The organism is Streptomyces sp. NPDC034084 (assembly GCF_055575535.1).
Map to the genome: position 1 here is coordinate 1,150,113 of NZ_JBVISK010000002.1, position 25,151 is coordinate 1,175,263.

Here is a 25,151-nt window from a genome sequence, read left to right on the forward strand (position 1 = left end):
CACGCGTGAAAGGAAGTTCCTGTGAACAACCCTCAGCCCGATCCGCTCTGGCCGGCGTACGACCAGCCGGGCGACCTGAAGACGATCGAGTCCCTCGCGCTGGAGGACCGCGGCCTGCCCGCTTCCACCTACGACGTTCTGACCCGTGCCGCCGAGCTGTGGCCCGAGCGGACGGCTCTCACGGTGCTGCCCAGCGCTGAGCAGTGGATGCACGGTGAAGCCGTGGGCTTCGCCCAACTGCGCGACCAGGTGCACCGCATCGCGAACCTGCTCCACCGGCACGGGGTCCGCCGTACCACCGCCGTGGGCCTGCTGACCCCGAACACCGGTCTGCTGCCCGCCGCACTCCTGGCCGCCCAGCTCGCGGGCATCGCCGCACCGGTCAACCCCTCCCTCTCTGCCGAGCACGCCGAACGTCTGCTGGGGCTCGGCGGGGCCGGGGTCCTGGTCGCGGCCGGACCCGAACTCGACCCCGCAGCATGGCGGACGGCCCGCACCGTGGCCGCATCGCTCCGCTGTGCGGCACTCTTCGCGCTGCGCCCCGTCGGCGCACCCGATCCCGCACCCGCTCTGGAGCCGATCGAGGGGGTCGAGGTCGCCTATCTGCACGTCGCGGCCGCCGGTCAGCCGACGGAACTCCGTCCCGGCCTGGTGCCCCCGAAGGCCGACGATCTGGCCGCGTACTTCCACACCGGCGGCACCACCGGCGCCCCCAAACTGGCCGCGCACACCCACGCCAACGAGGTGACCGACGCATGGATGATCGCGGCCAACAGCCTGCTGGAACCCGATTCCGTACTCTTCGCCGGGCTGCCGCTGTTCCACGTCAACGCATTGGTCGTCACCCTGCTGGGACCGCTGCTGCGCGGCCGGCACACGGTGTGGACCGGTCCCCTCGGTTACCGCGAACCGGCGCTGTTCAAGGTCATCTGGAAGATCGTCGAGCATTTCCGGATCGCCACCCTGTCCGCCGTCCCCACCGTCTACGCCGGGCTCGCCCGCGTGCCGCTCGACGCGGACATCACCTCGCTGCGCTTCGCGATCGTCGGGGCGTCCCCTCTGCCGTCGTCGGTACGCGAGGCGTTCGAGGACCACACCGGCGTCCCCCTGTGCCAGGGGTACGGACTGACCGAGGCCACCTGCGGCAGCGCCCGGAGCTTCCTGCGCGAACACCGGCGCCCCGAGGCGGCGGGCCAGCGCATGCCCTACCAGCAGGTGAAGACGGTACGGATCGACAGCGACGGCCAGTGGCACGACCTCCCGCAGGGGGAGCCCGGCGTCCTCGCCGTCAGCGGCCCGAACGTCTTCCCCGGCTACGTCGTCGGCCACGACGTCGACGGGCCGCGCCTGGACCCCCTCGGCGCCGTGCGCGACGGCTGGCTCGACACCGGCGACCTCGCTCGCGTGGACGCTGATGGATTCATCCACCTGCTCGGCCGCGCGAAGGACCTGATCATCCGCGGCGGCCACAACATCGACCCCGCCGTCATCGAGGACGCACTACTCGCCCACCCGGCCGTCACCGGCGCGAGCGCCGTCGGACGCCCCGACCCGCACTCCGGCGAAGTCCCGGTCGCCTACGTCACCGTGGCCCCCGGCACCATCGGCACCGGCCCCGACGAACTGATCGCGTTCGCCGCACGACACGTGCCCGAGCGAGCCGCGGCCCCCAAGGACGTCATCATCCTGTCGGCGCTGCCCGTGACCGACATCGGCAAGCCCTCCAAGGTGCCCTTGCGCCTCGACGCCACCCGGCGCGCGTTCTCCGACGCTCTGGCCTCCCTCGGCATCGCCTGCGCCGACCAGCAGATCCGGTGCGACCTGACCGAAGGCCGCCCGGTGGTGTCCCTGCCCCCGGTCTCCGACTCCGACCTGCGCCGCCGGATCACCGCCCGACTCGCCCCGTACGGCGTGGACTGGGCGTTCGCCGTGGGAGCAGATGCCTGACGGCCGGCCCGCCGGTCAGCTCGTCGCCCTCACCGCGTCCCTGATCAGGTCGGCGACCCGGGTGGGCTCGGACAGGGCGACGGCGTGGGAGGCGGCCGGGAGGTCGACGACGACAGCGCCGGCCCGTGTGGCGCCGAAGCGCTGGAGTTCGGGACTGATCGTGCGGTCCGCCCCGGCCACCAGGGCCCAGGACGGTTTCGTCCGCCACGCCGCCGCGGAGGCGGTCTCCGTGAACGCGGCTGCGGCGAGAGGGCGTTGGGTTGCCGCCAGGACGACGGCGACGTCCTCCGGCATGTCCGCCGCGAAGAGGGAGGGATACGCGCTCTCCTCGATGGTGACCTCGACCGCCGAGTCGCCGTCGAGGAGCGGGTACGTCCACTCCTTGAGGTTCCCTGTCAGCGGGGACTCGGGGAAGCCCCCTTGGAGCCGGTCGAGGCTCTCGCCCTCCTGGGGCATGTAGGCGGCCACGTAGACGAGCGCGACGACGTTCTCCGCCGTACCGGCCACGGTGATCAGCGCCCCGCCGTAGGAGTGGCCGACGAGCACGGCCGGGCCGTCGACCTGCGCGAGGACGGATGCGAGGTAGGCGGCGTCCGACGTCAGGCCCCGCAGCGGGTTCGACGGAGCGATCACCGGGACGCCGCTGCTCCGGAGTTCCGAGATGACGCCTATCCAGCCTGTCGCGTCGGCGAAGGCACCGTGTACGAGGACGACGGTGGGGTTGGTCATGCGAGTTCTCTTCTCGGTGTCGGCCACAGGGGGGGGCGTCGTCACGACGGTCAGGGCGCGGCCCGGAGTTCGGCAAGACGTCGGCGCGACTGTTACTCACGGTAAATCGGTGGCAGCGGCATCTCTTGTCCATGCGCGCACCCGCGCTGTCATGACGACGCACACGCGCCTCAGCGACGTCGCTCGTCCTGGGCGTCGGCGGTCGTCGGCGCGACGGCGGAGGTCGCCAGGGCCTGCCATTGGCTGGGGCTCATGCCGTAGGCCCCGCGGAACGTGCGGCTGAAGTGCGAGGGGCTGCTGAAGCCCCAGCGGTGCGCCACCGCGGCCATGGTGATGCGCCGGTTGGAGCGGCCCAGTTCGAGCCGGCAGAACTCGAGCCTGCGCTGCCGCACCCATTGGCTCACCGTGCTGCCGTCGTTCTGGAAGAGCTTCTGCAGGTACCGGACGGAGATGTGGTGGGCGCGGGCGATCGACTCCGGGGAGAGGTCCGGGTCCATCAGATGTTCTTCGATGTAGGCGCGGATACGGGACAGCATCTCGTTGACGGTCCCGGACGCGTCGTCTGCCTCGTCCGTGGTGTCCGCTTCGAGGAGTTCCATGACCAGGACGGAGAGGAGATGCACGGCTGTCCGGGCACGCCGGTCGCCGATCGTGGACCGGCGGAACTCCGCCTTGGCGGCGAGCGCGGTCAGGAAGTCGGACACCAGCGATCCGAGCCCCTCCCCGCCGCGTACGGGTACGCCGAGCACCTGGTTCAGTTCCGCCTGCGTGACGCCCAGATAGCAGCGTGGCACCCGGAAGAAGATCATCTGGCAGCCCTCGCCGAACTGCACCAGGTGCTGCCGGGCCGGGTCGCAGAAGACCAGGTCGTTCGGCTCCAACAGGGTCGTGGTGCGCTCGTGGACGACGGTGACGGGTCCGCGGACATGGACGCCGAGGTAGACGTGGTTCCGGTCGCTCGTGCCAGGCATCTCGGAAAGCATCTGGACCAGCCGGCCCGAGCCGGAGGAGGGCGGGGTCGGATCGGGCGCTTGCCTGGGCACCCCTTCGGGCGGACGTGACATCAGTGAGAGGGTCATGGGAACTCCAAGCCGTACGGTTCGTGCGGTCGGCGGGGCGGGTTCAGGCCCGGCTCGGCGGCTCCTCGGCCAGGAACTTCTCCACCACGGCGTTGAAGGCCGGCGGGTTCTCCAGGAAGGGGAAGTGCGAGCTCGCCACGTCGGAGGTGAAGACGTGCAGGCGTGCGCCGGGAATCCGCTCGGCGACGAAGCGCTGCGAATCGGGGTGCACATGGCTGCCCTCACAGCCGATCACCAGGCTCGGCACGTCGATCCGGGGAAGCACGTCCCGCCAGTCCTGCGCGCAGTGGTCGAACAGCAGCGGTACGCCCGCGTAGGCGGGTGTCGACCTGATCTCCTCGGCGACGAAGGCCGGCACCTCGGGGTCGGGCTCGCCGGAGAACATGCCCCGGACGAAGTCGGCGCGGACCGTGTCCCCCTCCGGCCCGGCGAGGGCCGCCCCCAGGTACAGCAGTCCCGACACATCGAAGATGGCGCCGGACTCCCGCTGTTCCCGCTCGGTCATCCAGGGCACGGCGGCGACCGCGGCGGGCTGGTCGACGGCGACGAAGCGCCGGATCCGCCCGGTTCCGTACTGGTCGATGAAGCTCCACCACACCGAGACGCCCATGGACCAGCCCAGTGCGTCGAAACGGTCGAGACCCAGATGGTCGACGAGTTCGAGCACGTCGCGGGAGAGCCGGGCGACGCGGTAGCCGTGACGCGGTTTGCCGGACTTGCCGTGGCCGCGGAGGTCCACGGTGACGACGCGACGGCCGGGCGCCAGCCCCTCGGTCTGGTGGCGGAACATCGCCTGCGTCTGCCCCCAGCCGTGCAGCATCACCAGCGGGACGCCCTCGCCGCCGGTGTCCTGGTACGCGAGTCGTACGCCGTCCGTCGTGATCAGTTCTTCCATGACTCTCCCCTGGTCAGAGGCGGTACACCGGTCCCGCCCGTCCCCGACATCATCGAATGGCGCCCGACGCCCGCACCACCGCGAGCTGTAGGAATCGGGCCGTGGATCCTCCTCGCTTTGTCGAAGCGAGTCCGTGGTCAGACGGCCCCGTCGTCGCCCGGGGAGAGGAGTTCCTCGACCCTGAGGCCGAGGTGCAGAGTGAGCCGGTGGGCGCCGTCATCGAGGTCGAGTCCGGTGATCTCCTGGATCTGGCGCAGGCGGTAGTAGAGCGAGGTGCGGTGGATTCCCAGCGCGTCCGCGGTCCTGGGAATCGATCCCGCGTGGTCGAGGAAGCGGCGCAGCGTGTCCCGCAGGCGGTCGCCGCCATGGGCCTCGCTCAGGGTGCGGAGCGGCTTCGGGACCAGGGACGCGTTCAGGGCGTGCTCGGGGAGCTGGAGCAGCACGGCGAGTTCCCCGAGCAGCTCCCAGTCGCCGAGGCTCCTCAGGGCGGGCAGTCGGCGTGCCGCGCGCGCCGCCACGAGCGCCTGCTCGTACGACGTCCAGGCATCGTCCAGGCCGGGGTGCCGGCCACCGACGCCGATCACCGGCTCCGCCGACGGGTCAAGGAAGGTGCGGAGTTCGGCGAGGATGTGAGCGGACTGGGCGGTGACCTCGCGCGGGCCGGGTGGCTGGTCGCGGAGCTGGAGCAGCGTCGCCCGTTCTTTGCCGATCGCGATGAGGCCCTGGGCGGAGCGCGTCTGCCGGAACCCCTCCAGCGCCCCCAACAGGGCAGCTTCGGACTGCCGCAGGAACTCCGTCGCGCAGCTCAGCTGGACGACGGTGACCAGGACGTGCTCCGCCGCTCCGAGCAGTCCGAGTTCCCGGGCTCGCCGGCGTGCGGTGGTACGGGCGGCGACGTCGGTACCGACGAGTGCGTGGACCAGGTCCCGCTCGTCGGCCCTCCGGGTGTCGGCGGCGATGTGCTCTCCGTACATCTGGGCGGCCATGGCCGCCGCGGCCCGGGCGATGGCACGCGTCTCCCGCTCCCCGAGGGCCTTCTCGGGCACGACCACCATGAGCAGCCCGAGGAGATGCCCGCGCTCGCGCAGCGGCACGACGTAACGGGGCAGCAGTCCGAGATCGTCACGGCCGTCGATGAACCCGGCTCTGGGCCACTGGGTCACGCCCTGGGCGAGGACGTGACGGACGGCCGCGTGGTCGGCGCGGCCCTGCAACAGGGTGCCGATGCGTACCGGGTCCTCGTCCCCGAAGTGCCGGCTCGTGCAGACCATGCGGACCAGCGGGTCGTCGACGGCGACGGACCGGCCCAACCGCTCCGCGAGCTCGTCGACGAGCGCCTGGAGCTCGGGGCTGCCAGGGCGGGCTCGCTGGAGCCTTACGGTCATGCGCGGTTCCTCTCTCGACCAACTGTCCCCGCGGACTTCTCCCTTCCGCAGTTCTTGATCATTTTGAGGAATCGGCGACATCGGCACATCACACGAATCGTCCATTGTCGCGAGGCGCGCAGGGGATACGAAGCGACTACTCTCCGCTGTCGCGATGCCTTGCCAACCTGGTCAGCTCCGCGCGCGAGGTGATGTCCAGCTTGGTGAAGATGCGGCGCAGGTGCGAACTCACCGTGTGCGGCGAGACGGAGAGGCGCTCGGCCACCTGTCGGTTGGTCAGTCCTCGGGCCACGAGCCGTACCGCCCGCATCTCCGCGGCCGTCAGCTCGGGCCATGCGCCGGTGATGCCGGCCGGCGAAGGCCTTCGGCGGACACCGGCGGCCCGCAAGCGCCGGCGGACGCGCGCGACGTCCCGCTCGGCGCCCGCCCGGGCGTAGAGCGCGAGGGCCGTGTCGAAGTACGGCACCGCTTCGGGGGTGCGGGTGGCCGCCAGCTTGCGTCCGGCGTCCTCCAGTGCCGACGCCCGGGCCAGGACCCGAGGGCAGTCCTCGTACAACCGGACGGCGCGTACGAGTGGGGCGAGGTCGTTGCCGAGGAGCCCCCGGGCGTGCGCGGCGGTGGCGGCGAGGAATGTGAGGCCGGGGTTGAGCACGGCGCGGCGCTCGGCCAGGGCGACCGCCCGCACGGCCGGTTCGTGCGCGCCGGCCCGGAGCGCCAGGCGGACGAGGACCGGGGCGTCGGCAGGGTCGAGCGAGGCGGCGAAGTCCCGGGCCGCGACGGGCGAGGCCGTCACCGCGTCGAGTTCGGCCATGGCTCGGTCGGGTCGGCCTTCGAAGTCGGCCACCAGAGCCAGCATCCAGGAGCCGGCGTGGCGGACGGCGGGCGAACCGTCACTCCGCATCCGCCGTGCCTCCGCCGCGTGCGCTCGTACGGCCTGCTGGTCGCCCGTGTGCAGGGCGACGCGCATCATCGCGTACCGCAGGGTGACGTCGGCGAGGTCGCCCATGCCGAGATCGCCGGTCGTCGGGGACGCGGCTTCGGCGTCCGCCCGGGCGTCCGTCAGCCGTCCGGCGTCGAGAAGCAGCCGTGAGCGGGTCATGAGCCACATGCGGGTGGCGGCGGTCAGGCCCTGCTCCCTGGTGGTCCGGAGGCCGTCCTCCGCGGCGGCGAGCGCTTCCGCGGAGCGTCCGGCGGCGTTCGACAGGAATCCGTGCCACAGGGCCTCCGGAATCCGCTGCGAGGAGCCGACGCCCGGGGCGGCGGCGAGCACGGCGGCCCGCCCGGCCTGGCGGAACGCCTCGGCCCAGTCCATACGGTGGAAGCTCGCGGCCGAGCGGACCGTCGCCACCGTGGCCTCGGCCGCACGGTCCCCGGCCGCCGCCGCGGTCTCCCCCGCCTCCGTGGCGATCCGCTCCGCCGCCCGGTGCTCGCCCGTCATCGACAGGGCGAGAGAGAGCAGCGCGAGCAGTCGCCCCCTGACGGAGCCGGGGACGCCGGGCAGGGCCGCCCCCGCGCGGGCGTGCCGGACCGCCTCGGAGAAGTCGTACGGTACGGCGAGGCGGGCCAGGGCGAGGCGGATGCGCGCCTCGCCCTCGGGTGCTTGACCGCCGGTCGCCAGGGCGGAGGCTCCCAGGTCACGTGCCCGGGCGGTCTGGCCCGTCTGCCCGAGCAGCTGGATCGTCTCAGCGATGCCCCTCGGCCGTTCCGGAGAGTCCGCCGTGGTGAGTTCCAGGGCCTTGAGGCCGAGTTCGGCGGCACGTCCGGGAACGGTGGCCGCGAGTTCCGCCGCGGCGGTGCGCAGCCGGTCGGCCTCGGTCGCGTCTGGTCGCACCCTCCCGGCCTCCGCCGCATCCCCCGGTGCCGCTCCCCCGGCGGGCGGCCCGGGGCGCCGGCCGGGGGCTGCCGCGCCCCCCGGCGGCGGCTCGGCGGCCTGACGGCGCAGGGCCTGCCGCAGGGGCAGCGGGAGGCCGGCTTCCACGGCCTCGCCGATCAGGTCGTGGCGGAAGGCGAGGCGATCGCCCCTTTCGGCGAGCAGACCGGAGTCGAGGGATTCCTGCACCGCCGTGATGAGCGCCGCCGTGGACCTGCCGAGCAGTTCGGCGAGCAGCGCGACGGTGACCGGGCCGCCCACGGCGGCCGCCGTCCGCACCAGCTCCCGGGCCTCGTCCGACAGCTGGCCGAGGCGGCGCACCACAGAGGGGAGTACCCGTGGGGCCGGGGGCCCGTCCGGCAGCCTGGCCATGCCGTTCTCGATCGTCACCAGCTCGGCGTCCCGGAGCGAGCCGAGCAGTTCGACCAGCAGCTGGGGCACCCCCTCGGCGCGGCGGGCGACGCCGAGGACGTCCGGGCCGGGAGGAGCGCCCAGAACGTCCTCGGCAAGCCGTGCGGTCGCCCGGTCCCCCAGCGCTCCCAGCGCCAGCTCGTGTGCGCCCGCCTGCCGGATCCTGTCCAGGGTCGTGCGCACTCCCGACGGCACGCTGCCGCCACGCACGGCGACCAGCCACAGAATGGCGTGCGACGAGAGTCCGGCCGCGAGGGTGTGGAAGGTGAGAAGCGTCAGGTCGTCGCACCACTGGAGGTCGTCGAGGACGACGAGCAGGGGGCCGTTCCGGGCCGTCTCCCGCAAGCGGTCGCCCAGTTCCTGGAGCAGCCAGAACCGCCGGCCGGGAGTCGTGGCGAACTCCCGGAGACGGCCGATCCCCGGGGGCGGTTCCTCGCTGGAGAGCACACCCTTGAGAAGCGGGCCGAGCGGTACGAACTGGTCGTCCGGGTCCGCCGCCCCCTCGAACACCCTCGTCCCGCGCCGCCTCGCGGCCCCCGCGGCCTCCTCGAGAATCCTGGATCTGCCGATGCCGGCGGGGCCTTCGACTCGGACGATCCCGCCTTCGCCCCGGTCGAGCGCGTCAAGCCGCTCACCGATGAACGCCAGTTCGACCTCTCTGCCGCGGAGGGGCGTCCGTACACCGTCGAGCTCCCCGGGCACGGTCCGTGTCGTCACTCGGTTCACGCTCATTCCGCCGGTCTGGTCCGCACGGGTGGGTTCGATCCGCGTGCGGTACGGCGGAACAGTATGGGCCACCCCGGCGGGTCGACGGTGCGGCGTCACTTCGCCAGGAAGGCGAGGAGGGCGGTGTTGACCTCCTCGGCGTGGGTCCACAGCAGACCATGCGGGGCGCCCTCGATCTCGACGTAGTCGGCCGACGGAAGCGCCTTGTGGAAGGGGCGTGCGGTGCCCTCGGCCGGCAGGATGCGGTCGGCGGTGCCGTGCAGGATCAAGGCCGGCACGTCGACGGCGGGGATGTCGGCGCGGAAGTCGGTGTACCAGGTCGCCGGCGCGGCGGACGCGGCGAAGGAGCCGCCGCGAGCCGCGGTGTTCCAGCTGTTGCGGACGGCCTCCTCGCTGATCCGGGTGCCCAGGTTCTCGTCGAGGTTGTAGAAGTCGTTGAAGAAGGCCGTGTAGTAGGCGTAGCGGTCGGCCTTCACGTCGGCGACGACGCCGTCGAAGAAGTCCTTCGGGGCGACGCCGTCCGGGTTGTCGTCGCTCTTGAGCAGGCAGGGCTCGAGCGAGGCGAGGAAGGCGACCTTGGCGACCCGGCCGGAGCCGTACGTGGACACGTAGCGGGCGACCTCGCCCGTGCCCATGGAGAAGCCGACCAGGACGGCGTCGTTCAGGTCGAGGGTCTCCATGACGGTGTTCAGGTCGGCGGCGAAGGTGTCGTAGTCGTAGCCGGTGGTCGGCTGCGAGGACTGCCCGAACCCGCGGCGGTCATAGGTGATCACGCGGTAGCCGGCGTCGAGCAGCGCGGCGCTCTGGCGCTCCCAGGAGTGGCCGTCGAGCGGGAAGCCGTGGATGAGGACGACCGGCTGACCGGCGCCCTGCTCCTCGAAGTACAGCTCGACGGGGTTGGTGTTCTCCTGGCCCACGGTGATGTACGGCATGGGGTTTCTCCTCTGTTCGTGACGACTGTCCGCGCGTCGGAGCGGCGCGGCATGCCGTCACGCTAGGACCGGTCCCGCGCCTCCTGTTGCCCTGCGGCGCACCGCGCCTTGCACGAGGGCGCAGAGGTCGCTCAGTCGGCGATGGCGGGCCCGGCGTCGCCCTCCGCCAGCACGATCCTCGCCAGCTGGACCCTGGAGTGCACCGAGAGCTTGCGGAAGATCGACGCCAGATGGGTGTGGACCGTGTGCGGGGAGACGAGGAGGGCGGCCGCGGCCGACCGGTTGGTGTGACCCGCGGCGATCAGCCCGGCCACCTTGCGCTCCGAGGCCGTCAGCGCGTCCCAGCCCTGGCCGGGGCGCGGCCGGGGGCCGCCCCGGCGCCGACCGGAGCGGTTCGTGGCCCGTTCCAGATCGGCCCGTACCCGGTCGGCCTCGAAGTCCGCCCCCGCCGCTGCGTAGAGGTCGTACGCCCTGGTCAGGGCGGGCACCGCGGCGGCGTCGCCCGCGGTGATCAGCGCGCGCCCGAGGTCGGCGGAGGCCGCGGCGAGGGGCAGCGGCCGAGGGCCGGTGAGGAGGATGCGGACCGATCGCTCCAGGAGTCCGCGGTCGGCGTTCATCAGGGCGGCCGCGTGCGCGGCCGCCCCCTGCGCGGTCGGCACGGAGGGGTTGCGGGTGGCGTGCTGCGCCGCCTGGGCCACGAGGTCCTCGGCCAGGGTCCGGTCCCCGGCGCGCAGGGCGAGCCGGACGGCCTGGACGACATGGGGGCGCAGCAGCCGCCAGCGGAGGAAGGGGTGGTCCCGCTGGACGGAGCGGACCCGTTCGGCCGCTGCCGTGTGGTCTCCGCCGGCGTCGGCGAGGACGGCCTCGAGGTACTGGTGTGTGGCGTGGTTGCCCGTGTTCGGCCGGGCGGCCACGGTCGCCCTGACGACGTCCAGGTGTTCCCGCGCGGCTTCGCGGTCGCCGCGCAGCATCGCGAGGAGGCCGCGGTTGACCCGGATGTTGACCAGGTTGCCGGGCACGTGGAGGTCCGCTTCGAGGCGTTCGGCGGTGACGAGGTCGGCGTCCGCGTCGTCGAGCCGTCCGAGCCCCATGTTGAGGGTGCCCTGGGCCCAGATCAGCATGGCGGGGCGCAGGGGAGCGTCGCCGGCCGTCCTGAGCAGGTTCCGTACGGTGTCGAAGTCGTCCATGTGGATCCGTGCGACGGCCTCCTCGGGGAGAAAGGCGGTGTCGAACACGCTGAGCGCCGTGTGGTGTTCGACGGCGGCGGCACAGTCGCCCGCGTTGAGGGCGATTTCGCCGAGGCCCCAGAGCGCGAGGACGCGGGCCTCCCGGTCACCGGCCCGCTCCGCCTCGGCGAGCGCCCGTTCGCCGGTCTCGCGGGCGGCTCCGAGGTCGCGTCCGCGGGAGTGTGCCAAGGCCTGGCGTGCGGTCAGCCGGGCGCGGATCGCCGGGTCGGTGACGGCTGCCAGTGCCGCTGTCGAGCGGCGGGTGAGCTCCTGGACGTCGTCGAGGTGCCACAGCGTGTCGCCGAGTACGGACTGCAGACGTGCGAAGGCGTCGAGGGGCGGCTGCCGGGCGAGCAGCGCGTCGCCGGTCTCCCGTGCCCGGGTGTACCGGCCCGCGCGGGTCAGGGCGACGATGGCCCGTTCTCCCACGTCGAACACCATGGGCGCATGGGGCGGTACGAGTTCCAGGGCACGTACGGCCAGGTCGGCGGCGAGGTCGGGCATCACGGCGAGCACGTCCGTGGCGGCCGTGCCGAGCAGACTGATCGCCTGCTGGTCGCCGGGCTCGGCGCTCTTCAGCAGATGCGGGACCGTCTCGGCGGAGCTCCGGCCCGCCGCGACGAGCCGGCTCGCGGCCTCCCGGTGCAGCGCCCGGCGTACGGAGGGGGCGAGGTCGGCGTACACCGCCTGGCGGAGCAGGTCGTGGCGGAACAGGAGGCGTTCGCCCTCGTCGTGGAGGAGCGCGGCGGAGATGGCCTCGTCCAGTTCGGCGCTGAGCGCGGAGGCGGGCCGGCCGCACAGGGCGGCGGCGTCGCCGAGGGTGAACGCGCGGCCGAGGACCGAGCCGATCCGCAGGAAGTGGAGGGTGCCCGGTCGGAGGGCGGCCAGCCGGTCGCGTACGCCGAGGACCAGCCTCTCCGGAGGTTCCGGCCCGTCCGCGCCCGATTCCGCGAGGCCCGTGAGCATCTCGGAGGCGAGGAACGGGTTGCCTCCCGCGCCGTCGAGGAGCTCCGCGACCCGCGGCGGTAGGGTCCCGCCGAGGACGTCCCGTGCCAGCTCGGCCAGGGCCCTGTCGGACAGCGGCCGGAGGGGGAGGGTGGTCGTCCGCGGCCCCTGCCCGTACCGCTCCGGGTCGTCCCTGCCCGTGAGCAGCCAGAGGACCGGGGAGCTGAGCAGCCGGGCCGGCAGGACACTCAGGGCGAACCGGCTCAGCGGGTCGGCCCAGTGGACGTCGTCGACCGCGATCAGTACGGGCGTGCCCGCCGAGCGTTCCTCGATCAGCTGGGCCAGTCGTTCGACGAGCCAGATGCGCTGGTCGTGGTGGCCCGCGAGGTCCGCGAAGTCCGTGCTGGACAGCAGTGGCGGGTCACCGTGCAGGAGGCCCGAGGCCAGAGAGGCGAGCGGTGCCAGCTCGTGCAGTTCCTCGGCGCGTCCGTGGCTGACGACGAACCCGTGGTCCCGTGCGATGGAGAGGATCTCCTGGAGCAGGACGGTCTTCCCGATCCCGGGCTCGCCCCGGAGCAGCGCGAGCGCTCCGCCCTCGCCGTCGCGCACCGCCTCGACCAGGGCGCGCAGCCGCTCCAGCTCGGCTTCGCGTCCCCGCAGGCCGGGCCGGCTCAGGCCCGCGCTCCCGGGCGTCGCCACGCCTTCTCCCCCGGGCCGGTCGGGGATCATCCCTTGACCGATCCGGCGAGCAGTCCCCGGGCGAAGTGCCGCCGGAGGGAGAAGAAGACGAGGAGCGGGACGAACGCCGCCACGAAGGCTCCCGCGGTGAGCCGCTGCCACTCGTTGCCGTACGTCCCGGTCAGGCTCGCCAGCCTGACCGTCATCGGCGCGGTCTCGGCCGTTCCGCCCGACAGCGTCAGTGCCACGAGGAGGTCGTTCCACACCCAGATGAACTGGATGAGGGCGAAGGTGACCAGGGCGGGGCGGGCCAGCGGCAGCACGACCCGGAGCAGCAGCGTCCCGTGCGACGCCCCGTCGACGCGGGCGGCCTCGATCAGGTCCCGGGGCAGCCCGGCCAGGAAGTTGTGCAGGAGGAACACCGCGAACGGCAGCGCGAAGACCGTGTGGGCGAACCAGACGTGGCCGAACCGCGCGGGGCCGGTGGCGTTCCACGCGGGCAGGAACAGCCAGCCCTGGGAGAAGAGTCTCAGGAGGGGGACGAGCGCCATCTGGAGCGGCACGATCTGGAGCGCGAAGATGCCGACGACGAGCGCGTCGCGCCCCCTGAAGTCGATCCACGCCAGGGCGTACGCCGCGAAGAAGGCCGGCACGAGCGGGAACAGCACCGAGGGAAGGGTGATGACGACGGAGTTGACGAAGTGCTCAGCGAGCCGGCCCGACCCGTTCCCGCCGCCGGACAGCACCTCGCCGTAGTTGTCGAGCGTGAGCTGGGGCGATCCGAACACGGTCCACCAGCCGGTCGTCTTGATCTCGTTCTCGGGGCGGAGCGAGGAAAGCAGGAGGCCAAGGGTCGGTGTCGTCCAGAGGACCGCGATCACCACGGCGACCGACGAGAAGGCGCGGGAGGCCAGACGCTCCCGGACGCCGTTCATCCCGCCCTCCGCCGCGCCCTGACCTGGTGGGCGACGAAGGGGGTGACGAGGGCGAAGAGGAGCACGGCGAGAGCCGCGCCGCGGCCCGTCTCGCCGTAGCGGAAGGCCTGGTCGTACATCTCGTGGGCGATGACGCCCGTCTCGAACTGTCCGCCGGTCATGGTCTTCACGATGTCGAAGGCCTTGAAGGTGCCGATCGCCTGGGCGAGGAGCACGACGAGCAGCGTGGGTCTGATCGACGGCATGGTGATCCGCCGGAAGATCTGCCGGGGGGACGCGCCGTCGAGAAGGGCCGCCTCGGTGATCTCACGGGGAACGGCCTCGATCGCGCCGGCCAGCAGGACGGCCGCGAAGCCCGCCTGGGTCCACACCATCACCACGATGAGGAACAGGACGTTCCAGGGGGAGTCCACGAGCCATTGCCTCGGTTCGCCGCCACACATGACGACGAGCTGGTTCAGCAGCCCGATCTGATGGGTCTCCGCGGGTCGGTAGGCGTAGACGAACTTCCAGACGACACCCGCCCCGACGAAGGAGATCGCCATCGGCATCAGGACGAGGGACAGCGCGAACGCCCTGAACCGCGACCGTACGACGGCCGCCGCGTAGAGCAGACCGACCGAGGTCGCCGACAACGGCACGAGCACCACCCACGCCAGGGTGTTGCGCAGCGCGACCAGCGCCCGGGGGTCGGTGAACATCCACACATAGTTGTCGAAGCCGGCCCACGCGTCTCCCCCGGCGTCGGTGAACGACAGCACCAGAGTGCGCAGACCGGGGAGGAGAAGCCCGACCGTGAGCAGCAGCAGCGCGGGTGCCAGCAGGATCAGGGCCGCGGCCCTCCTCCGTACCGGCCCCCGGTGCAGCGCCAGCAGGATGAGGGCGACCACCGCCGCGAAGGCGGCGACGCCCTGGAGCAGGTACAGCAGCTTGGGCTGCTGGGCGACGACGTCGAACGACATCAGTGGCTCGGCCAGGACCGTTCGACGGAGTCGGCGACCTGCCGGGTGTCCGCGCCGCCGATCCAGTCGACGGCTCCCTTCCAGAACGTCCCGGCGCCGACGGACGCGGGCATCAGGTCCGAACCGTCGAACCGGAACTGTGTCCTGGGATCCTGGAGCAGCTGGATCGAGAGCCTGTCGACCGGGGTCGCGGCATTCGCCGGGTCCACGCCCCGGTTCGCCGAGACGAACGGCCCCTTCCTCATCCGCGCGTTCGCGAAGTCCGCGGAGGCCAGGTACTCCTGGAAGGCCCGCACCTCGGGTCGGTCGGCGAACGCAGCGGTGAACACCCCGCCGCCCAGCACGGGGTGGCTGTCCGCGTCGGTCCCTGGAAGGAGGAAGGCGTAGACGTCCTTGTCCGGTCCGATCTCGGTGCCCTCCGGCCACAGACCGGCGTAGAACGAGGCCTGGCGGTGCATCGCGCAGTCGCCGGAGAGAACCGGTGTGCCGGCCTCCTGGAAGGAGATCGAAGCCATCGACCGGGCCGGGCCGAAACCGCCGTTGGCGTAGCGGTCGTTCTTGAGGATGGCCCCCACGGTGTCCATGGCCCTGATCACTCGCGGATCGTCGAACGGGATCGTGTGGGCGACCCACTGGTCGTAGACGGCCGCGCCCTGCTGGCGCAGGAGGACGTCCTCGATCCAGTCGGTCACGGGCCAGCCGGTCGCCTCGCTCGACTCGAGGCCCGCGCACCAGGGTTTGACGCCCGATGCCGCGACCTTCTCCGTCACGGCCATCAGCTCGGACCAGGTGCGGGGAACGCTCAGTCCCCTGTCGCGGAAGAACTTCGGCGAGTACCAGACGAACGACTTCACGTTCGCGACCAGTGGCGTGCCGTAGAGGGTGCCGTTCACGGTCGCGTAGCTGTTCCAGTCCGCCGACCAGCCCTGCTTCGCGAGGGCCACGACTCCGGCGCTCGCGGGCTTGAGCTTCCCCGCCCGCGCGAAGCGTTCCAGCAGTCCGGGCTGCGGGAAGAACGCCACGTCGGGCGCGCTTCCGCCGTCGACCCGGAGCTGGATCCGGGCCTCGAACTCCCCGTCCCCCTCGTACCGGACGTCGATTCCCGTGCAGTCCGCGAAGTCCGCCCAGGTCTCTTCGAACAGGTCGGCCTCCCGGTCCCGGTTCTCCGCGTAGACGGTGACCTCGGTGCCGGGGTGCTTGCCGTACCTGCCGTACGGCCCGCAGTCCACGGTGGTGGGGCGCGACGGCGAGCCGTCGTCCCGCGGTACACCGCAGGCGGTGGCGAGGGTGGCGAGGGTGATGACGGCGAGCGCGAACTTCGCGCCGAACCTCATGGGTGGATCTGCCTCCGATCGCCCGCCGACGGGATCTCGGGGGCGATCAGAAGCTACCAGCGGTCGAACAATATCGACTAATCGTTCGATCCTGAACGATCGGGTCAGTGGGCGGTGGACCGGATCGCGTCCTGGATCAGCTCCACGACGGCCTTGGGCTGGGCGAGCATGACCAGGTGAGAGGAGTCGACCTCGACGGTGGTCATGCCGGCGCGCTCGTAGCCGTACCGCTCCACGTCGGGGTTGATCGTGCGGTCGGAGGAGGCGACCAGGCCCCACGAGGGCTTGGTCTTCCACGCCGCGACAGGCGCCGTCTCCGCGAAGGCACGTGCGGCCAGGGGGCGCTGGGAGACGGCGAGCACCGCGGCGAGGCCGGGGTCGACGTCCGCCGCGAACAGGGCGGGGAACCGGTCGACCGCCACCGAGACATCGGTGCCGGTCTCGGTGGAGCCGGCCACCGGGAACGGGGTGTGAACGAGCGCGTCGGCGAGGCCGGAGTCGGGGAAGCGGCCCTGCAGCTCGCCCAGGCTCTCGCCTTCCTCCAGCGCGTATCCCGCGAGGTACACCAGGGCGCGGACGTTGTCCTCCGTCCCGGCGAGGGTGATGACGGCGCCGCCGTAGGAGTGCCCGACCAGGATCACGGGGCCTTCGACGGCGCGTATCACCGAGGCGATGTACGCGGCGTCGTCGACGAGACCGCGGTTGGGCACGGCCGGGGCCAGTACCTCAAGGCCCGCGGCGGTCAGTTCGGGGATGACGCGGGCGAAGCTGGAGGCGTCGGCGAAGGCGCCGTGGACCAGGACGACGGTGGGGCGGGCGTGTCGGGACATGGCAGAACTCCTGGATGGGGGACGGGGTGGTGGTGAGGACGGTCAGAGGGTGCGGCGCACGCCCGCGTGGCGTTCCAGGTTGCGGAGCTGGACGGCCAGGTCGCCTTCCACGGCGAGGTGGGCGGGGCCGCTGCGGCCGATGGGCAGGACCTGCTCGCTGCGCATGTCCTCGAGCATCAGGGCGAACGCCGTGTACATCGCGACGAGGGCCACCACGAGGCCGAGCGCACCGGACGTGCGCGTCAGCCATTCGGCGCCGGTGATGCCCCCGAGGCCGGTGGCGGCCCAGCGGGGCAGGGAGACCGCGAGGACGAACCACAGCGCGCGCTTGGGCCGGGTCACGGCGGTCATCAGGGCCCCGAAGCAGAGGAGCGCCAGGTTGAACACGCCGAGGACCTGGAGGCCGTCGTCCGCGCCGCTGAGCATGATGAGTGCGTAGGGCAGCCAGCTGCCGGCGAACACCGCCATCAGCGTCGCCGCGATGACGTCACGGGCGCCGAAGGCCAGTACGCTCACGAGGAGTTGGAGGACGAAGGCCGGCAGCACGGTGAAGGCGACGGCGGCGCGGGCCGTCTCGTCGAAGAGCCCGAGCTGGAGGCAGCCCGTCATCACGGAAGCGATGGCTATCGTGAAGAAACCGAGCGGCATCGGTGAGGCGATGGGGCGCAGGTTGATCCGTGTCATCGACCGGAGGTCCGGTTCGAAGCGGCGCCCCGGGGGAGCTTCCGGCGGGGCGCCCCGGGCGTCGTCGCCGTCTGCGGCGGAGTCTGTGTTCATGCGGGATCTCTCGTTCAGTGCTCGAAGCAGGGGTCGACGAAGGGCGGCGTCGTGTCGGGAACGGAGCCGCGCGCGACGCGCCACCGGCGGTGCAGCTCGGATTCGGCGACGGCCTCGGCCACGAGCGACGCCTGGCGGGCGCCTTCCTGGCCGGCCTGATAGCCGCCGAAGTGGGCCACGGGGCTCCACTCCGGGCGGATCGGCGGCACGGCCTCGTCGAGTCCCTCGTACTCCGCGCTCGCGTAGACGATGCGGCCGCCGACGACGGTGAGCACCGACTCGATGCCGGGAATGGCGGCCTCGGGCACGGTGAAGAAGTCCTCGGACAGGACGGCGAGATCGCCGTAACAGCCTTCTCGCAGAATGCCCTTGACGTCCTGCTCGCCGGTGAGCCGGGCTCCCCCACGCGTGTAGAGGTCGAGGGCTGTCTCCCGGTCGATCAGCTTCCCGGCCGGGTAGAGGGCCGTGCCGCCGACGGTGCGCCCGGTGACCAGCCAGTGGAGGGCGACCCACGGGTTGTACGAGGAGACGCGGGTGGCGTCCGTGCCGGCGGCGACGGTCAGGCCCCGGTCGAGCATGGCCCGGACCGGCGGGGTGTGGGCGGCGGCCTCGGCGCCGTAGCGGTCGCGGAAGGCCGTGCCCTGGAAGGACATGCGGTTCTGGACGGACAGGGCGCCCCCGAGGGCGGCGATCCGGTCCAGGCTGTCGGCCGAGACGGTCTCGGCGTGGTCGAAGAGCCAGCGGTTGTCGCCGGGGAAGAGTCCTTCCGCGGCGAGCTTCTCGAAGACGGCCAGGTCGCGGCGGATCGTCTCGTCGTAGGTGGCGTGGAGCCTGAAGCCCCAGCCGTTCTCCAGCAGGAGCCGTACGGCGCTCTCGAACTCCGTCTCGTACCCGGCGGCGAGCTCGGGGCGGGGTTCGGAGAAGTTCTCGAAGTCGGCGGCCGCCCAGGTCAGGTTCTCGCCCGCGCCGTTCAGCCGGAGCCACTCGTCCCCGTCGCCGGGCTCGACCATCTCGGTCCAGCGCTTGAGGTCGGCCAGCTCCTGGCCGGCCGTCTGCGGGAACAGGTGATAGGCGATCCGCAGCGACAGCTCCCCCGCCCTGGCGAGGTCGGCGACCGTGGCGTAGTTGTCGGGGAAGTTCTGGAAGCCTCCGGCGGCGTCGACCGCCGACGTCAGGCCGAAGCGGTTCAGCTCGCGCAGGAAGTGCCGCGTCGACGTCCGCTTGTCGGCCTCGTCGAGGGCCGGCGCCTTGGCGAGGGTCGAGTACAGGATGAGCGCGCCCGGCGCCGCCAGGAGCACGCCGTTGGGTTCGCCGTCCCGGCCGCGTACGATCTGGCCGCCGCGCGGATCGGGGGTGTCGCGGGTGAATCCGGCGGCCTTGACCGCGGCCCGGTTCATCAGCGCCGACTGGTACAGGTGCAGGACGAAGACCGGGGTGTCGGGTGCGGCGGCGTTCAGCTCGGCGACGGTGGGCATCCTGCGCTCGGCGAACTGTTCGGCGGTCCAGCCGCCCACGACGCGGATCCACTGCCCCTTGGGCGTGCGGCCCGCCTGCTCGCGCAGCATGGCCAGGGCGTGGCGGAGGCTGCGCACCCCGTCCCAGCGCAGCTCCAGGACGTAGTTCAGGCCGCCCCTGATGACGTGCAGGTGCGAGTCGTTCAAGCCCGGGATCACCCGCCGGCCGAGCGCGTCGACGACCTTCGTACCCGGCCCGACGAGCGGGGCGAGGTCGTGGTCGTCGCCGAGGGCCGCTACCCGGCCGTCGCGGATCGCGACGGCGCGGGCCTCGGGACGGTCGGCGTCGCCGGTGAACACCTTCGCGTTGCGGATGAGGAGGTCGGCGTGCGCGGGTTCCCGGCGCGGGGCGGGCACCAGACCCGCCACCGGCATGCTCGTCGACGGCCCGGTCATACCAGGGCCTTGCGCAGGGTGCCGACGGCGACGCCGATGGCGAGTTCGGCGCCCTGCGTCTCGCGCAGCGCGTTCAGCATGACGAAGTCGTGGATGACCCCCTGGACGCGCAGGGCGGTCACGGGGACGCCGGCGGCGCGGAGCTTCGCCGCGTACGCCTCGCCCTCGTCGCGCAGGACGTCGGCCTCGGCCGTGATGATCAGGGCGGGCGGCAGGCCGGTGAGCTGCTCGGTGGTGGCGCGCAGCGGGGAGGCGGTGATCTGCGTGCGCTCGGCCTCCTCGGTCGTGTACTGGTCCCAGAACCACTTCATGGCGTCGCGGCGCAGGAAGTAGCCCTCGGCGAAGAGGCGGTACGACTCGGTGGCGAAGGCGGCGTCGGTGACCGGGTAGAAGAGCACCTGGTGGGCGATGCGGACGTCGCCGCGCTGCTTGGCCATGAGGGTCAGGGCGGCGGTCATGTTGCCGCCGACCGAGTCGCCCGCGACGGCGAGCCGGGTGCCGTCGAGGTCCTTGTGGTGTCCCTCGCGGGCGATCCACTGGGCGACGCCGTAGTTCTGCTCGATGGCGACGGGGTAGCGGGCCTCGGGCGAGAGGTCGTACTCGGGGAAGACGACGGCCGCCCCGGTGCCGACGGCGAGTTCGCGGACGAGCCGGTCGTGGGTGTGGGCATTGCCGAAGACCCAGCCCGCGCCGTGGATGTAGAGGATGACGGGGAGGGGGCCGGTGACACCGCGCGGGCGGACGATCCGGGCGCGGACGTCGCCGGTCGGACCGCCGTGGACGGTGATCCACTCCTCGTCGACGTCGGGCATCGGGACGCCTTCACCGCTCTGGACGTCGTCCACGGCCTTACGGCCGTCGGCCACGGGGATCTGGTAGAGGAACGGCGGCTGGGCGGTGGCGTCGGCGAAGGCCTGGGCGGCGGGCTCGAGGGTCGGCCGGTTCTTCATGAGGGGCTCTCCTTGGGGGATGTACGGGACAGGGAAGGGCGGGGGCAGGGGGTCACCCGCGCGGGCGGCGGGTGCGCCTGGTCGGGTGGGTGCCTGCGCCGGATGGGCGGCCGGGCGCGGCGGTCGGGCGGGGGCGCCGGTCGGGCGGCCGGGCGCGGCGGTCGGGGAAGCCGGGCCTCCCCTCAGAGGCCGTACGCCTCCAGGAGGCGCAGCCAGACCTCGCTGACCGTCGGGAAGGCGGGGACGGCGTGCCAGAGGCGTTCGAGCGGGACTTCCCCGACGAGGGCGACCGTGGCCGTGTGGATGAGTTCGGTGGCCATCGGGCCGGTGAGGGTGCAGCCGACGACGACGCCCCGGGCCTCGTCGACGACGAGCTTGGCGTGGCCGCGGAAGTCGTCCGCGTACAGGGCGGCGCCGGCGACGTCGTCGACGCGGTACTCCACCGCCCGTACCGCGAGGCCCGCTTCGCGTGCCGCGCGTTCGGTGAGACCGACGCTCGCGACCTCGGGACTCGTGAACACGGCCTGGGGAACGGCGACATGATCGGCCGCCGCGCTCCAGGCCTGCCACCCACCCGTCGGGGCGGGGCGGCCCTCGGCGCGCTCGGCGATGGCCGCGGCGCAGGCGCGTGCCTGGTACTTGGCCATGTGGGTCAGCGGCGCACGGTGGTTCACGTCGCCGACGGCGTAGAGCCAGTCGCCTTCGAGGGCGGTGACGCGGCAGGTGTCGTCGACCGGGAGCCAGTCGCCGGCCGGTAGTCCGACGGTCTCCAGGCCGAGGTCCGAGGTGCGCGGGCGCCGGCCGACGGCGACGAGGACCTCGTCGCAGACGAGCGTGGTGGCGTCGTCGGTGTCCACGGTCACCGTACGGGTGTCCTCGTCACGGACGACTCGGACCGCCGAGACCCCGAAGCGGATCGTGACGCCCAGAGCGGTCAGACCCCGGATGACCTCCTCGCCCGCGCACGGCTCCCAGCCGGTCAGCAGAGCCTGGTCGCGGACGAGCAGGGTGACGGAGGAGCCGAGGGAGCTCCACGCGGTGGCCATCTCGCAGGCCACCACGCCTCCGCCGATGACGACGAGCCGCTCGGGGACCGCGTCGGCCGTGGTCGCCTGCCGGTTGGTCCACACCCCGATCCGGTCGAGCCCTTCGACCGGCGGCAGCGCGGGTTCCGTACCGGGACTGAGGACGATCGCGCGCCGGGCCCGCAGGGTACGGACCGTGCCGTCGGCCGCTGTCACCTCCACGCGGCGCTCACCGGCCAGCCGTCCGTGCCCCCGTACGAGCGCGATGCCCGCGCCGTCGAGCCAGTCGGCCTGGCCGGAGTCGTCGCCGCGCCCGGTGAAACGGTCACGGCGGGCCAGGACGCGCGCCGGGTCAAGTGGTGCCGTGACCGCCTGCCGTGCGCCGTCGACCGAGCGGGCGGTGTCGCGCGCCGCGCCGGGACGCAGCAGGGCCTTGCTCGGGACGCAGGCGCGGTACGAGCACTCGCCGCCGACCGCCTCGGCCTCGACGACGACGGCGGTCAGCCCCGACCGGACGGCCCGGTCGGCGACGACCTCGCCGCCCGGTCCGCCGCCGATCACGACGACGTCGTACGTGTCCATCAGCCGCGCACCAGAGGGGTGTCCACGAGGTGCTCGGCGAGGAACCACACCTGTGCCTCGCCGGTGCGGATGACGTCGGAGACGATCAGGTCGGTGCTGCCCTCGTCGCCCTCCGCCGAGATCCGGGCGGCGGCGTCCCGCGCGTCGATCAGGATGCGCTCGTGCGCGTCGAGGAGACGGGACAGCATGGCGGGCACCGGCTCGACGCCGTCCGGCGGACGGGGGATGCCGGTCAGCTCCGCGACGTGGCGCGGGTCTCCGACCGCGACGCCGCCGAGGCTCTGGATCCGTTCGGCCAGGGCGTCCACGATGGCCAGTTGGGCCCCCGCGTGCTTGTCCAGCATGAGGTGGAGCGAGTAGAAGGTCGCCCCGCGCATCAGCCAGTGGTGCTTCTTGTAGAGGGAGTACAGGATCTGCGTGTCGGCGAGGACGCGGTTCAGCCGCTGGCAGGCATACATGCGGGTGTCGTGGCCGAGACCGATCGGCAGCTGCTTGAGCGTGCCGAACGCCTGGGTCTCGGCGCCCTTCTGGTGCAGCAGCGGCTGGCCCCCGCCGTGCGGGGTCGTGAGGGTGTCCATCGAGTGCTCCTGTTCGGGAGAGAGGGGAAGGACCGGGCCGCCCCGGTCGGGGAGGGGCACGCGGGCGGCCGGACCCGGTCTGCGGGGCTCGCGCTCAGCGCTCGGCGATCGCCGGGGCGGCGGACCGGTGCAGGACGAACCGGGTGAGCAGCCCGCTGCCGAGACCGGCCACGAGCGCGAGGGCGGCCCACCACAGCGGGTACGGCGTGAGGCCGAGAACCGCGTCGAGGGACCAGGCGCCGGGGCCGGTGGCGGCCAGGGCGGCGGCACTGCCGATGAGGACGAGCGGGTACTCGTATCCGTCGTTCTGCACCCAGAGCCCGTTGTGCCATTTCACGGTGAGGGCGACGGTCATGACCCCGATGGCGCCGGTAGCGGCGAGCGGGGTCAGGAGGCCGGCGGCGAGCAGCAGGCCCGATCCGATCTGGCCACCGCCCGCCGCAAGCGCGGTGAGGGCTCCGCCGCGGAAGCCGTCGGCGCGGAACTCCTCCGTGCCGCCGTCGAGTCCCCTGCCGCCCAGGTGGGAGCTGATCTTCTGCACCCCGTGGCCGGCGACGAGCAGTCCCACCAGCAGACGCAGGATCAGAATGCCGGTGTCCACAGGGTCAGCCGGCCGCGTGCGCGCCGATGACGCTCTGCGCGTACACGACGCCCAGGCCGTACGCGCCCGCGTGGGACTTGACGATCTCCATGACCGCGCCGTACGTCTCCTGGCGCGCCCAGTCGCGCTGGAGCTCCAGGAGGACCTGGACCCAGGTGACGGGCACCGCGCCGGCGGCGATCATCCGCTGGAGGGCGTGCTCGTGCGCGGCCGGGCTGACGCCGCCGGAGGCGTCGGTCACGACGTACACCTCGTAGCCCTGCTCCAGCGCGGAGAGCGCGGGCAGCACCAGGCAGACCTCGGTCCACAGACCCGACAGGATGATCTTCTTGCGGCCGGTCGCCTTGACCGCCGCGACGAGAGCCTCGTCCTCCCAGGCGTTCATGGTGGTGCGGTCGATGACATCGTTCTTGGGGAACACCTCGGCGAGCTGCGGCAGCAGGGGGCCGGAGAACGACTCGGCGGCGACCGTGGTCAGGACGGTCGGCACCTCGAAGGCCCGCGCCGCCTTGGCGAGACCCACGGTGCTGTTGATGATCGCGGCACGGTCGCCGCTGCCGGTGCCGAAGAACATCTGCGGCTGGTGGTCGACGAAGAGCATGACCGCGTTGTCGGGCGTGAGCAGGTCCGCGCTGGGGGCGGCCTGCACCTTGGTGACGTCGAACATGAGGGGTCCTTTCGAGGCGATCGCAAGTGCGCCTGCCGCCTCCGCGGCTCGGCACTCCGTCACGCTACGAGCGACCCGGCCGGCCACGTTGACCTCCTGCGCCCAGGAGTTGGCACGAACGCGCACAGCCGGTCATGCCGGCCCCACGGCCCTGATCCGACGGCGACCCCAGTGGCTGGCCTCCCGCATGCCCCAGGTGCGGGCGGTGGTCGACGCCTCGTCCGGGGCGAGGAGGGCGGAGCCGTTCGGGGGCCGGCGGGGCCAGGAAGGCGGCGAGGTCGGGTGTCAGCGGCGTGGGTGCCTCTCAGCAGGGTCGGCGCGGGCGCGATGAGCCCCTGTGCCCAGCACCAGGCGCCCTCGCCGTCCCGGCGGTCAAGGAGACCGTGGCCCGGCGGGCGGGCCGGGACAGGCGTCGTCTGTGTGGGGGGGCGGTCACAGGGCCCCGAGGACGCCCTGCCCGGCGACCATCCCCGAGCAGGCCGAACAGCCCGACGTGCGGGGGCGCCGGGGGCCTCCACCCGCAGCGCCGCGTCGGTCATGAGCGTCCGGAGGGTCAGCTCCCGGTGCGCCACTGGTGGCCGGGCAGGAAGCGCACGTCGTACCGGCGCGGCACGGTGGCGAACTTGTGCGGTTCGGGGACGCACGGCTCGGGCGGCAGGCCGAGTTCCTCGGTCGGGACGCCGAGGGTCTCGAAGAACCGCTCGAAGGTGCCGCCAGGCCCCGCGGCCACGCCGACGACCCGGCTGTGGTGGCGCTCGATGCGGTAGGCGTGCGGGCAGTTCTTCGGCACGAAGCCGAAGTCGCCTGCGGTGAGCAGCCTTTCGTGCTGCTCGCCCTCCAGGTCCTCGACGAACAGCCTTACCGCGCCGTCGGTGATGTAGAAGACCTCGTACGTGTCGGAGTGCACGTGGGCCGGGATCACCTCGCCCCTGGGGCCCTCGACGGTGAAGAAGTTGAAGGCGTTCTCGGTCTGTTCGCCGCCCGCGTAGACGGTGACCAGGTCGGCGAAGAGGTGGGCGCGGTCGCCCATGCCCTTCTCGATGAAGTACGGCTTTCCGGGCTCGGCCGGGATGTGGGACCTCGGGCGGCTGGGACGGGCGAACTCCATGGTCATGGGGACCTCCGGCGCGACGACGTAGCGCATGTCAGGCTACCTGACATTGATGACGGAGGGCAC

At 72.5% G+C, this 25,151-nt stretch carries 20 protein-coding genes; 1 reads left to right on the forward strand and 19 read right to left on the reverse strand.

Going from position 1 to position 25,151, the window contains the following annotated elements:
- The first annotated feature begins 21 nt into the window (after positions 1-21).
- Entirely contained in the window at positions 22-1,947 is a 1,926-nt protein-coding gene (locus tag ACZ51I_RS10720; protein ID WP_468873666.1) for an acyl-CoA synthetase, read from the forward strand.
- 15 nt (positions 1,948-1,962) lie between these two features.
- On the opposite strand, the gene ACZ51I_RS10725 is transcribed toward ACZ51I_RS10720, so the two are convergent.
- From ACZ51I_RS10725 to ACZ51I_RS10815, 19 genes are all read right to left on the reverse strand, one after another.
- Positions 1,963-2,676, reverse strand: coding sequence for an alpha/beta fold hydrolase (locus ACZ51I_RS10725; RefSeq protein ID WP_468873669.1), 714 nt, complete (start codon positions 2,674-2,676; stop codon positions 1,963-1,965).
- 170 nt (positions 2,677-2,846) lie between these two features.
- Complete coding sequence (locus tag ACZ51I_RS10730; protein WP_468873671.1) at positions 2,847-3,647, reverse strand: helix-turn-helix domain-containing protein; 801 nt, start codon at positions 3,645-3,647, stop codon at positions 2,847-2,849.
- Positions 3,648-3,798: 151 nt separating this feature from the next.
- Positions 3,799-4,650 (reverse strand): alpha/beta fold hydrolase, encoded by an 852-nt coding sequence (locus tag ACZ51I_RS10735; RefSeq protein WP_468873674.1) that lies wholly within the window; start codon positions 4,648-4,650, stop codon positions 3,799-3,801.
- A gap of 137 nt (positions 4,651-4,787) precedes the next feature.
- Positions 4,788-6,035: a PucR family transcriptional regulator gene (locus tag ACZ51I_RS10740; RefSeq protein WP_468873677.1), complete on the reverse strand. Its 1,248-nt coding sequence runs from the start codon at positions 6,033-6,035 to the stop codon at positions 4,788-4,790.
- A gap of 136 nt (positions 6,036-6,171) precedes the next feature.
- Entirely contained in the window at positions 6,172-9,033 is a 2,862-nt protein-coding gene (locus ACZ51I_RS10745) for a helix-turn-helix transcriptional regulator (RefSeq protein WP_468873680.1), read from the reverse strand.
- Between the two features lie 104 nt (positions 9,034-9,137).
- Positions 9,138-9,974 carry an alpha/beta fold hydrolase gene (locus tag ACZ51I_RS10750; RefSeq protein ID WP_468873682.1) on the reverse strand — a complete coding sequence of 279 codons (837 nt, stop codon included), beginning with the start codon at positions 9,972-9,974 and terminating at the stop codon, positions 9,138-9,140.
- Between the two features lie 131 nt (positions 9,975-10,105).
- Complete coding sequence (locus ACZ51I_RS10755; RefSeq protein ID WP_468873684.1) at positions 10,106-12,844, reverse strand: ATP-binding protein; 2,739 nt, start codon at positions 12,842-12,844, stop codon at positions 10,106-10,108.
- Positions 12,845-12,870: 26 nt separating this feature from the next.
- Positions 12,871-13,758, reverse strand: coding sequence for a carbohydrate ABC transporter permease (locus ACZ51I_RS10760; RefSeq protein WP_468873686.1), 888 nt, complete (start codon positions 13,756-13,758; stop codon positions 12,871-12,873).
- On the reverse strand, positions 13,755-14,720 hold the full coding sequence (locus tag ACZ51I_RS10765; RefSeq protein ID WP_468873688.1) for a carbohydrate ABC transporter permease: 966 nt from the start codon (positions 14,718-14,720) through the stop codon (positions 13,755-13,757). Before ACZ51I_RS10765 ends, ACZ51I_RS10760 begins: the two co-directional genes overlap by 4 nt.
- On the reverse strand, positions 14,720-16,054 hold the full coding sequence (locus tag ACZ51I_RS10770) for an ABC transporter substrate-binding protein (RefSeq protein ID WP_468873690.1): 1,335 nt from the start codon (positions 16,052-16,054) through the stop codon (positions 14,720-14,722). The genes ACZ51I_RS10765 and ACZ51I_RS10770 overlap by 1 nt, the downstream gene beginning before the upstream one ends.
- A gap of 104 nt (positions 16,055-16,158) precedes the next feature.
- Complete coding sequence (locus ACZ51I_RS10775; RefSeq protein WP_468873692.1) at positions 16,159-16,884, reverse strand: alpha/beta fold hydrolase; 726 nt, start codon at positions 16,882-16,884, stop codon at positions 16,159-16,161.
- Between the two features lie 42 nt (positions 16,885-16,926).
- Positions 16,927-17,661, reverse strand: coding sequence for a GPR1/FUN34/YaaH family transporter (locus tag ACZ51I_RS10780; protein ID WP_468873694.1), 735 nt, complete (start codon positions 17,659-17,661; stop codon positions 16,927-16,929).
- A 14-nt stretch (positions 17,662-17,675) separates the two neighbouring features.
- Entirely contained in the window at positions 17,676-19,571 is a 1,896-nt protein-coding gene (locus tag ACZ51I_RS10785) for an amidohydrolase (protein WP_468873697.1), read from the reverse strand.
- Entirely contained in the window at positions 19,568-20,521 is a 954-nt protein-coding gene (locus ACZ51I_RS10790) for an alpha/beta hydrolase (RefSeq protein ID WP_468873699.1), read from the reverse strand. The genes ACZ51I_RS10785 and ACZ51I_RS10790 overlap by 4 nt, the downstream gene beginning before the upstream one ends.
- A 182-nt stretch (positions 20,522-20,703) precedes the next feature.
- Positions 20,704-22,128 (reverse strand): dihydrolipoyl dehydrogenase family protein, encoded by a 1,425-nt coding sequence (locus ACZ51I_RS10795; RefSeq protein ID WP_468873701.1) that lies wholly within the window; start codon positions 22,126-22,128, stop codon positions 20,704-20,706.
- Complete coding sequence (locus ACZ51I_RS10800; protein WP_468873703.1) at positions 22,128-22,706, reverse strand: Dps family protein; 579 nt, start codon at positions 22,704-22,706, stop codon at positions 22,128-22,130. Before ACZ51I_RS10800 ends, ACZ51I_RS10795 begins: the two co-directional genes overlap by 1 nt.
- Positions 22,707-22,800: 94 nt before the next feature.
- Positions 22,801-23,307 carry a DoxX family protein gene (locus ACZ51I_RS10805; protein ID WP_468873706.1) on the reverse strand — a complete coding sequence of 169 codons (507 nt, stop codon included), beginning with the start codon at positions 23,305-23,307 and terminating at the stop codon, positions 22,801-22,803.
- Between the two features lie 4 nt (positions 23,308-23,311).
- The gene (locus tag ACZ51I_RS10810) at positions 23,312-23,974 is read right to left on the reverse strand and encodes a hydrolase (protein ID WP_468873708.1); all 663 of its coding nucleotides are present in this window, start codon (positions 23,972-23,974) and stop codon (positions 23,312-23,314) included.
- Positions 23,975-24,527: 553 nt separating this feature from the next.
- Positions 24,528-25,088: a quercetin 2,3-dioxygenase gene (locus tag ACZ51I_RS10815; RefSeq protein ID WP_468873853.1), complete on the reverse strand. Its 561-nt coding sequence runs from the start codon at positions 25,086-25,088 to the stop codon at positions 24,528-24,530.
- Between the last annotated feature and the right edge of the window lie 63 nt (positions 25,089-25,151).

What these genes read in the sequence shown, in the direction of transcription:
- ACZ51I_RS10725 (WP_468873669.1), bottom strand. Translation starts at nt 2,676, where the DNA reads ATGACCAACCCCACCGTCGTCCTCGTACACGGTGCCTTCGCCGACGCG.
- ACZ51I_RS10730 (WP_468873671.1), bottom strand. Translation starts at nt 3,647, where the DNA reads ATGCCTGGCACGAGCGACCGGAACCACGTCTACCTCGGCGTCCATGTC.
- ACZ51I_RS10735 (WP_468873674.1), bottom strand. Translation starts at nt 4,650, where the DNA reads ATGGAAGAACTGATCACGACGGACGGCGTACGACTCGCGTACCAGGAC.
- ACZ51I_RS10740 (WP_468873677.1), bottom strand. Translation starts at nt 6,035, where the DNA reads ATGACCGTAAGGCTCCAGCGAGCCCGCCCTGGCAGCCCCGAGCTCCAG.
- ACZ51I_RS10750 (WP_468873682.1), bottom strand. Translation starts at nt 9,974, where the DNA reads ATGCCGTACATCACCGTGGGCCAGGAGAACACCAACCCCGTCGAGCTG.
- ACZ51I_RS10760 (WP_468873686.1), bottom strand. Translation starts at nt 13,758, where the DNA reads ATGAACGGCGTCCGGGAGCGTCTGGCCTCCCGCGCCTTCTCGTCGGTC.
- ACZ51I_RS10765 (WP_468873688.1), bottom strand. Translation starts at nt 14,720, where the DNA reads ATGTCGTTCGACGTCGTCGCCCAGCAGCCCAAGCTGCTGTACCTGCTC.
- ACZ51I_RS10770 (WP_468873690.1), bottom strand. Translation starts at nt 16,054, where the DNA reads ATGAGGTTCGGCGCGAAGTTCGCGCTCGCCGTCATCACCCTCGCCACC.
- ACZ51I_RS10775 (WP_468873692.1), bottom strand. Translation starts at nt 16,884, where the DNA reads ATGTCCCGACACGCCCGCCCCACCGTCGTCCTGGTCCACGGCGCCTTC.
- ACZ51I_RS10780 (WP_468873694.1), bottom strand. Translation starts at nt 17,661, where the DNA reads ATGAACACAGACTCCGCCGCAGACGGCGACGACGCCCGGGGCGCCCCG.
- ACZ51I_RS10785 (WP_468873697.1), bottom strand. Translation starts at nt 19,571, where the DNA reads ATGACCGGGCCGTCGACGAGCATGCCGGTGGCGGGTCTGGTGCCCGCC.
- ACZ51I_RS10790 (WP_468873699.1), bottom strand. Translation starts at nt 20,521, where the DNA reads ATGAAGAACCGGCCGACCCTCGAGCCCGCCGCCCAGGCCTTCGCCGAC.
- ACZ51I_RS10795 (WP_468873701.1), bottom strand. Translation starts at nt 22,128, where the DNA reads ATGGACACGTACGACGTCGTCGTGATCGGCGGCGGACCGGGCGGCGAG.
- ACZ51I_RS10800 (WP_468873703.1), bottom strand. Translation starts at nt 22,706, where the DNA reads ATGGACACCCTCACGACCCCGCACGGCGGGGGCCAGCCGCTGCTGCAC.
- ACZ51I_RS10810 (WP_468873708.1), bottom strand. Translation starts at nt 23,974, where the DNA reads ATGTTCGACGTCACCAAGGTGCAGGCCGCCCCCAGCGCGGACCTGCTC.
- ACZ51I_RS10815 (WP_468873853.1), bottom strand. Translation starts at nt 25,088, where the DNA reads ATGACCATGGAGTTCGCCCGTCCCAGCCGCCCGAGGTCCCACATCCCG.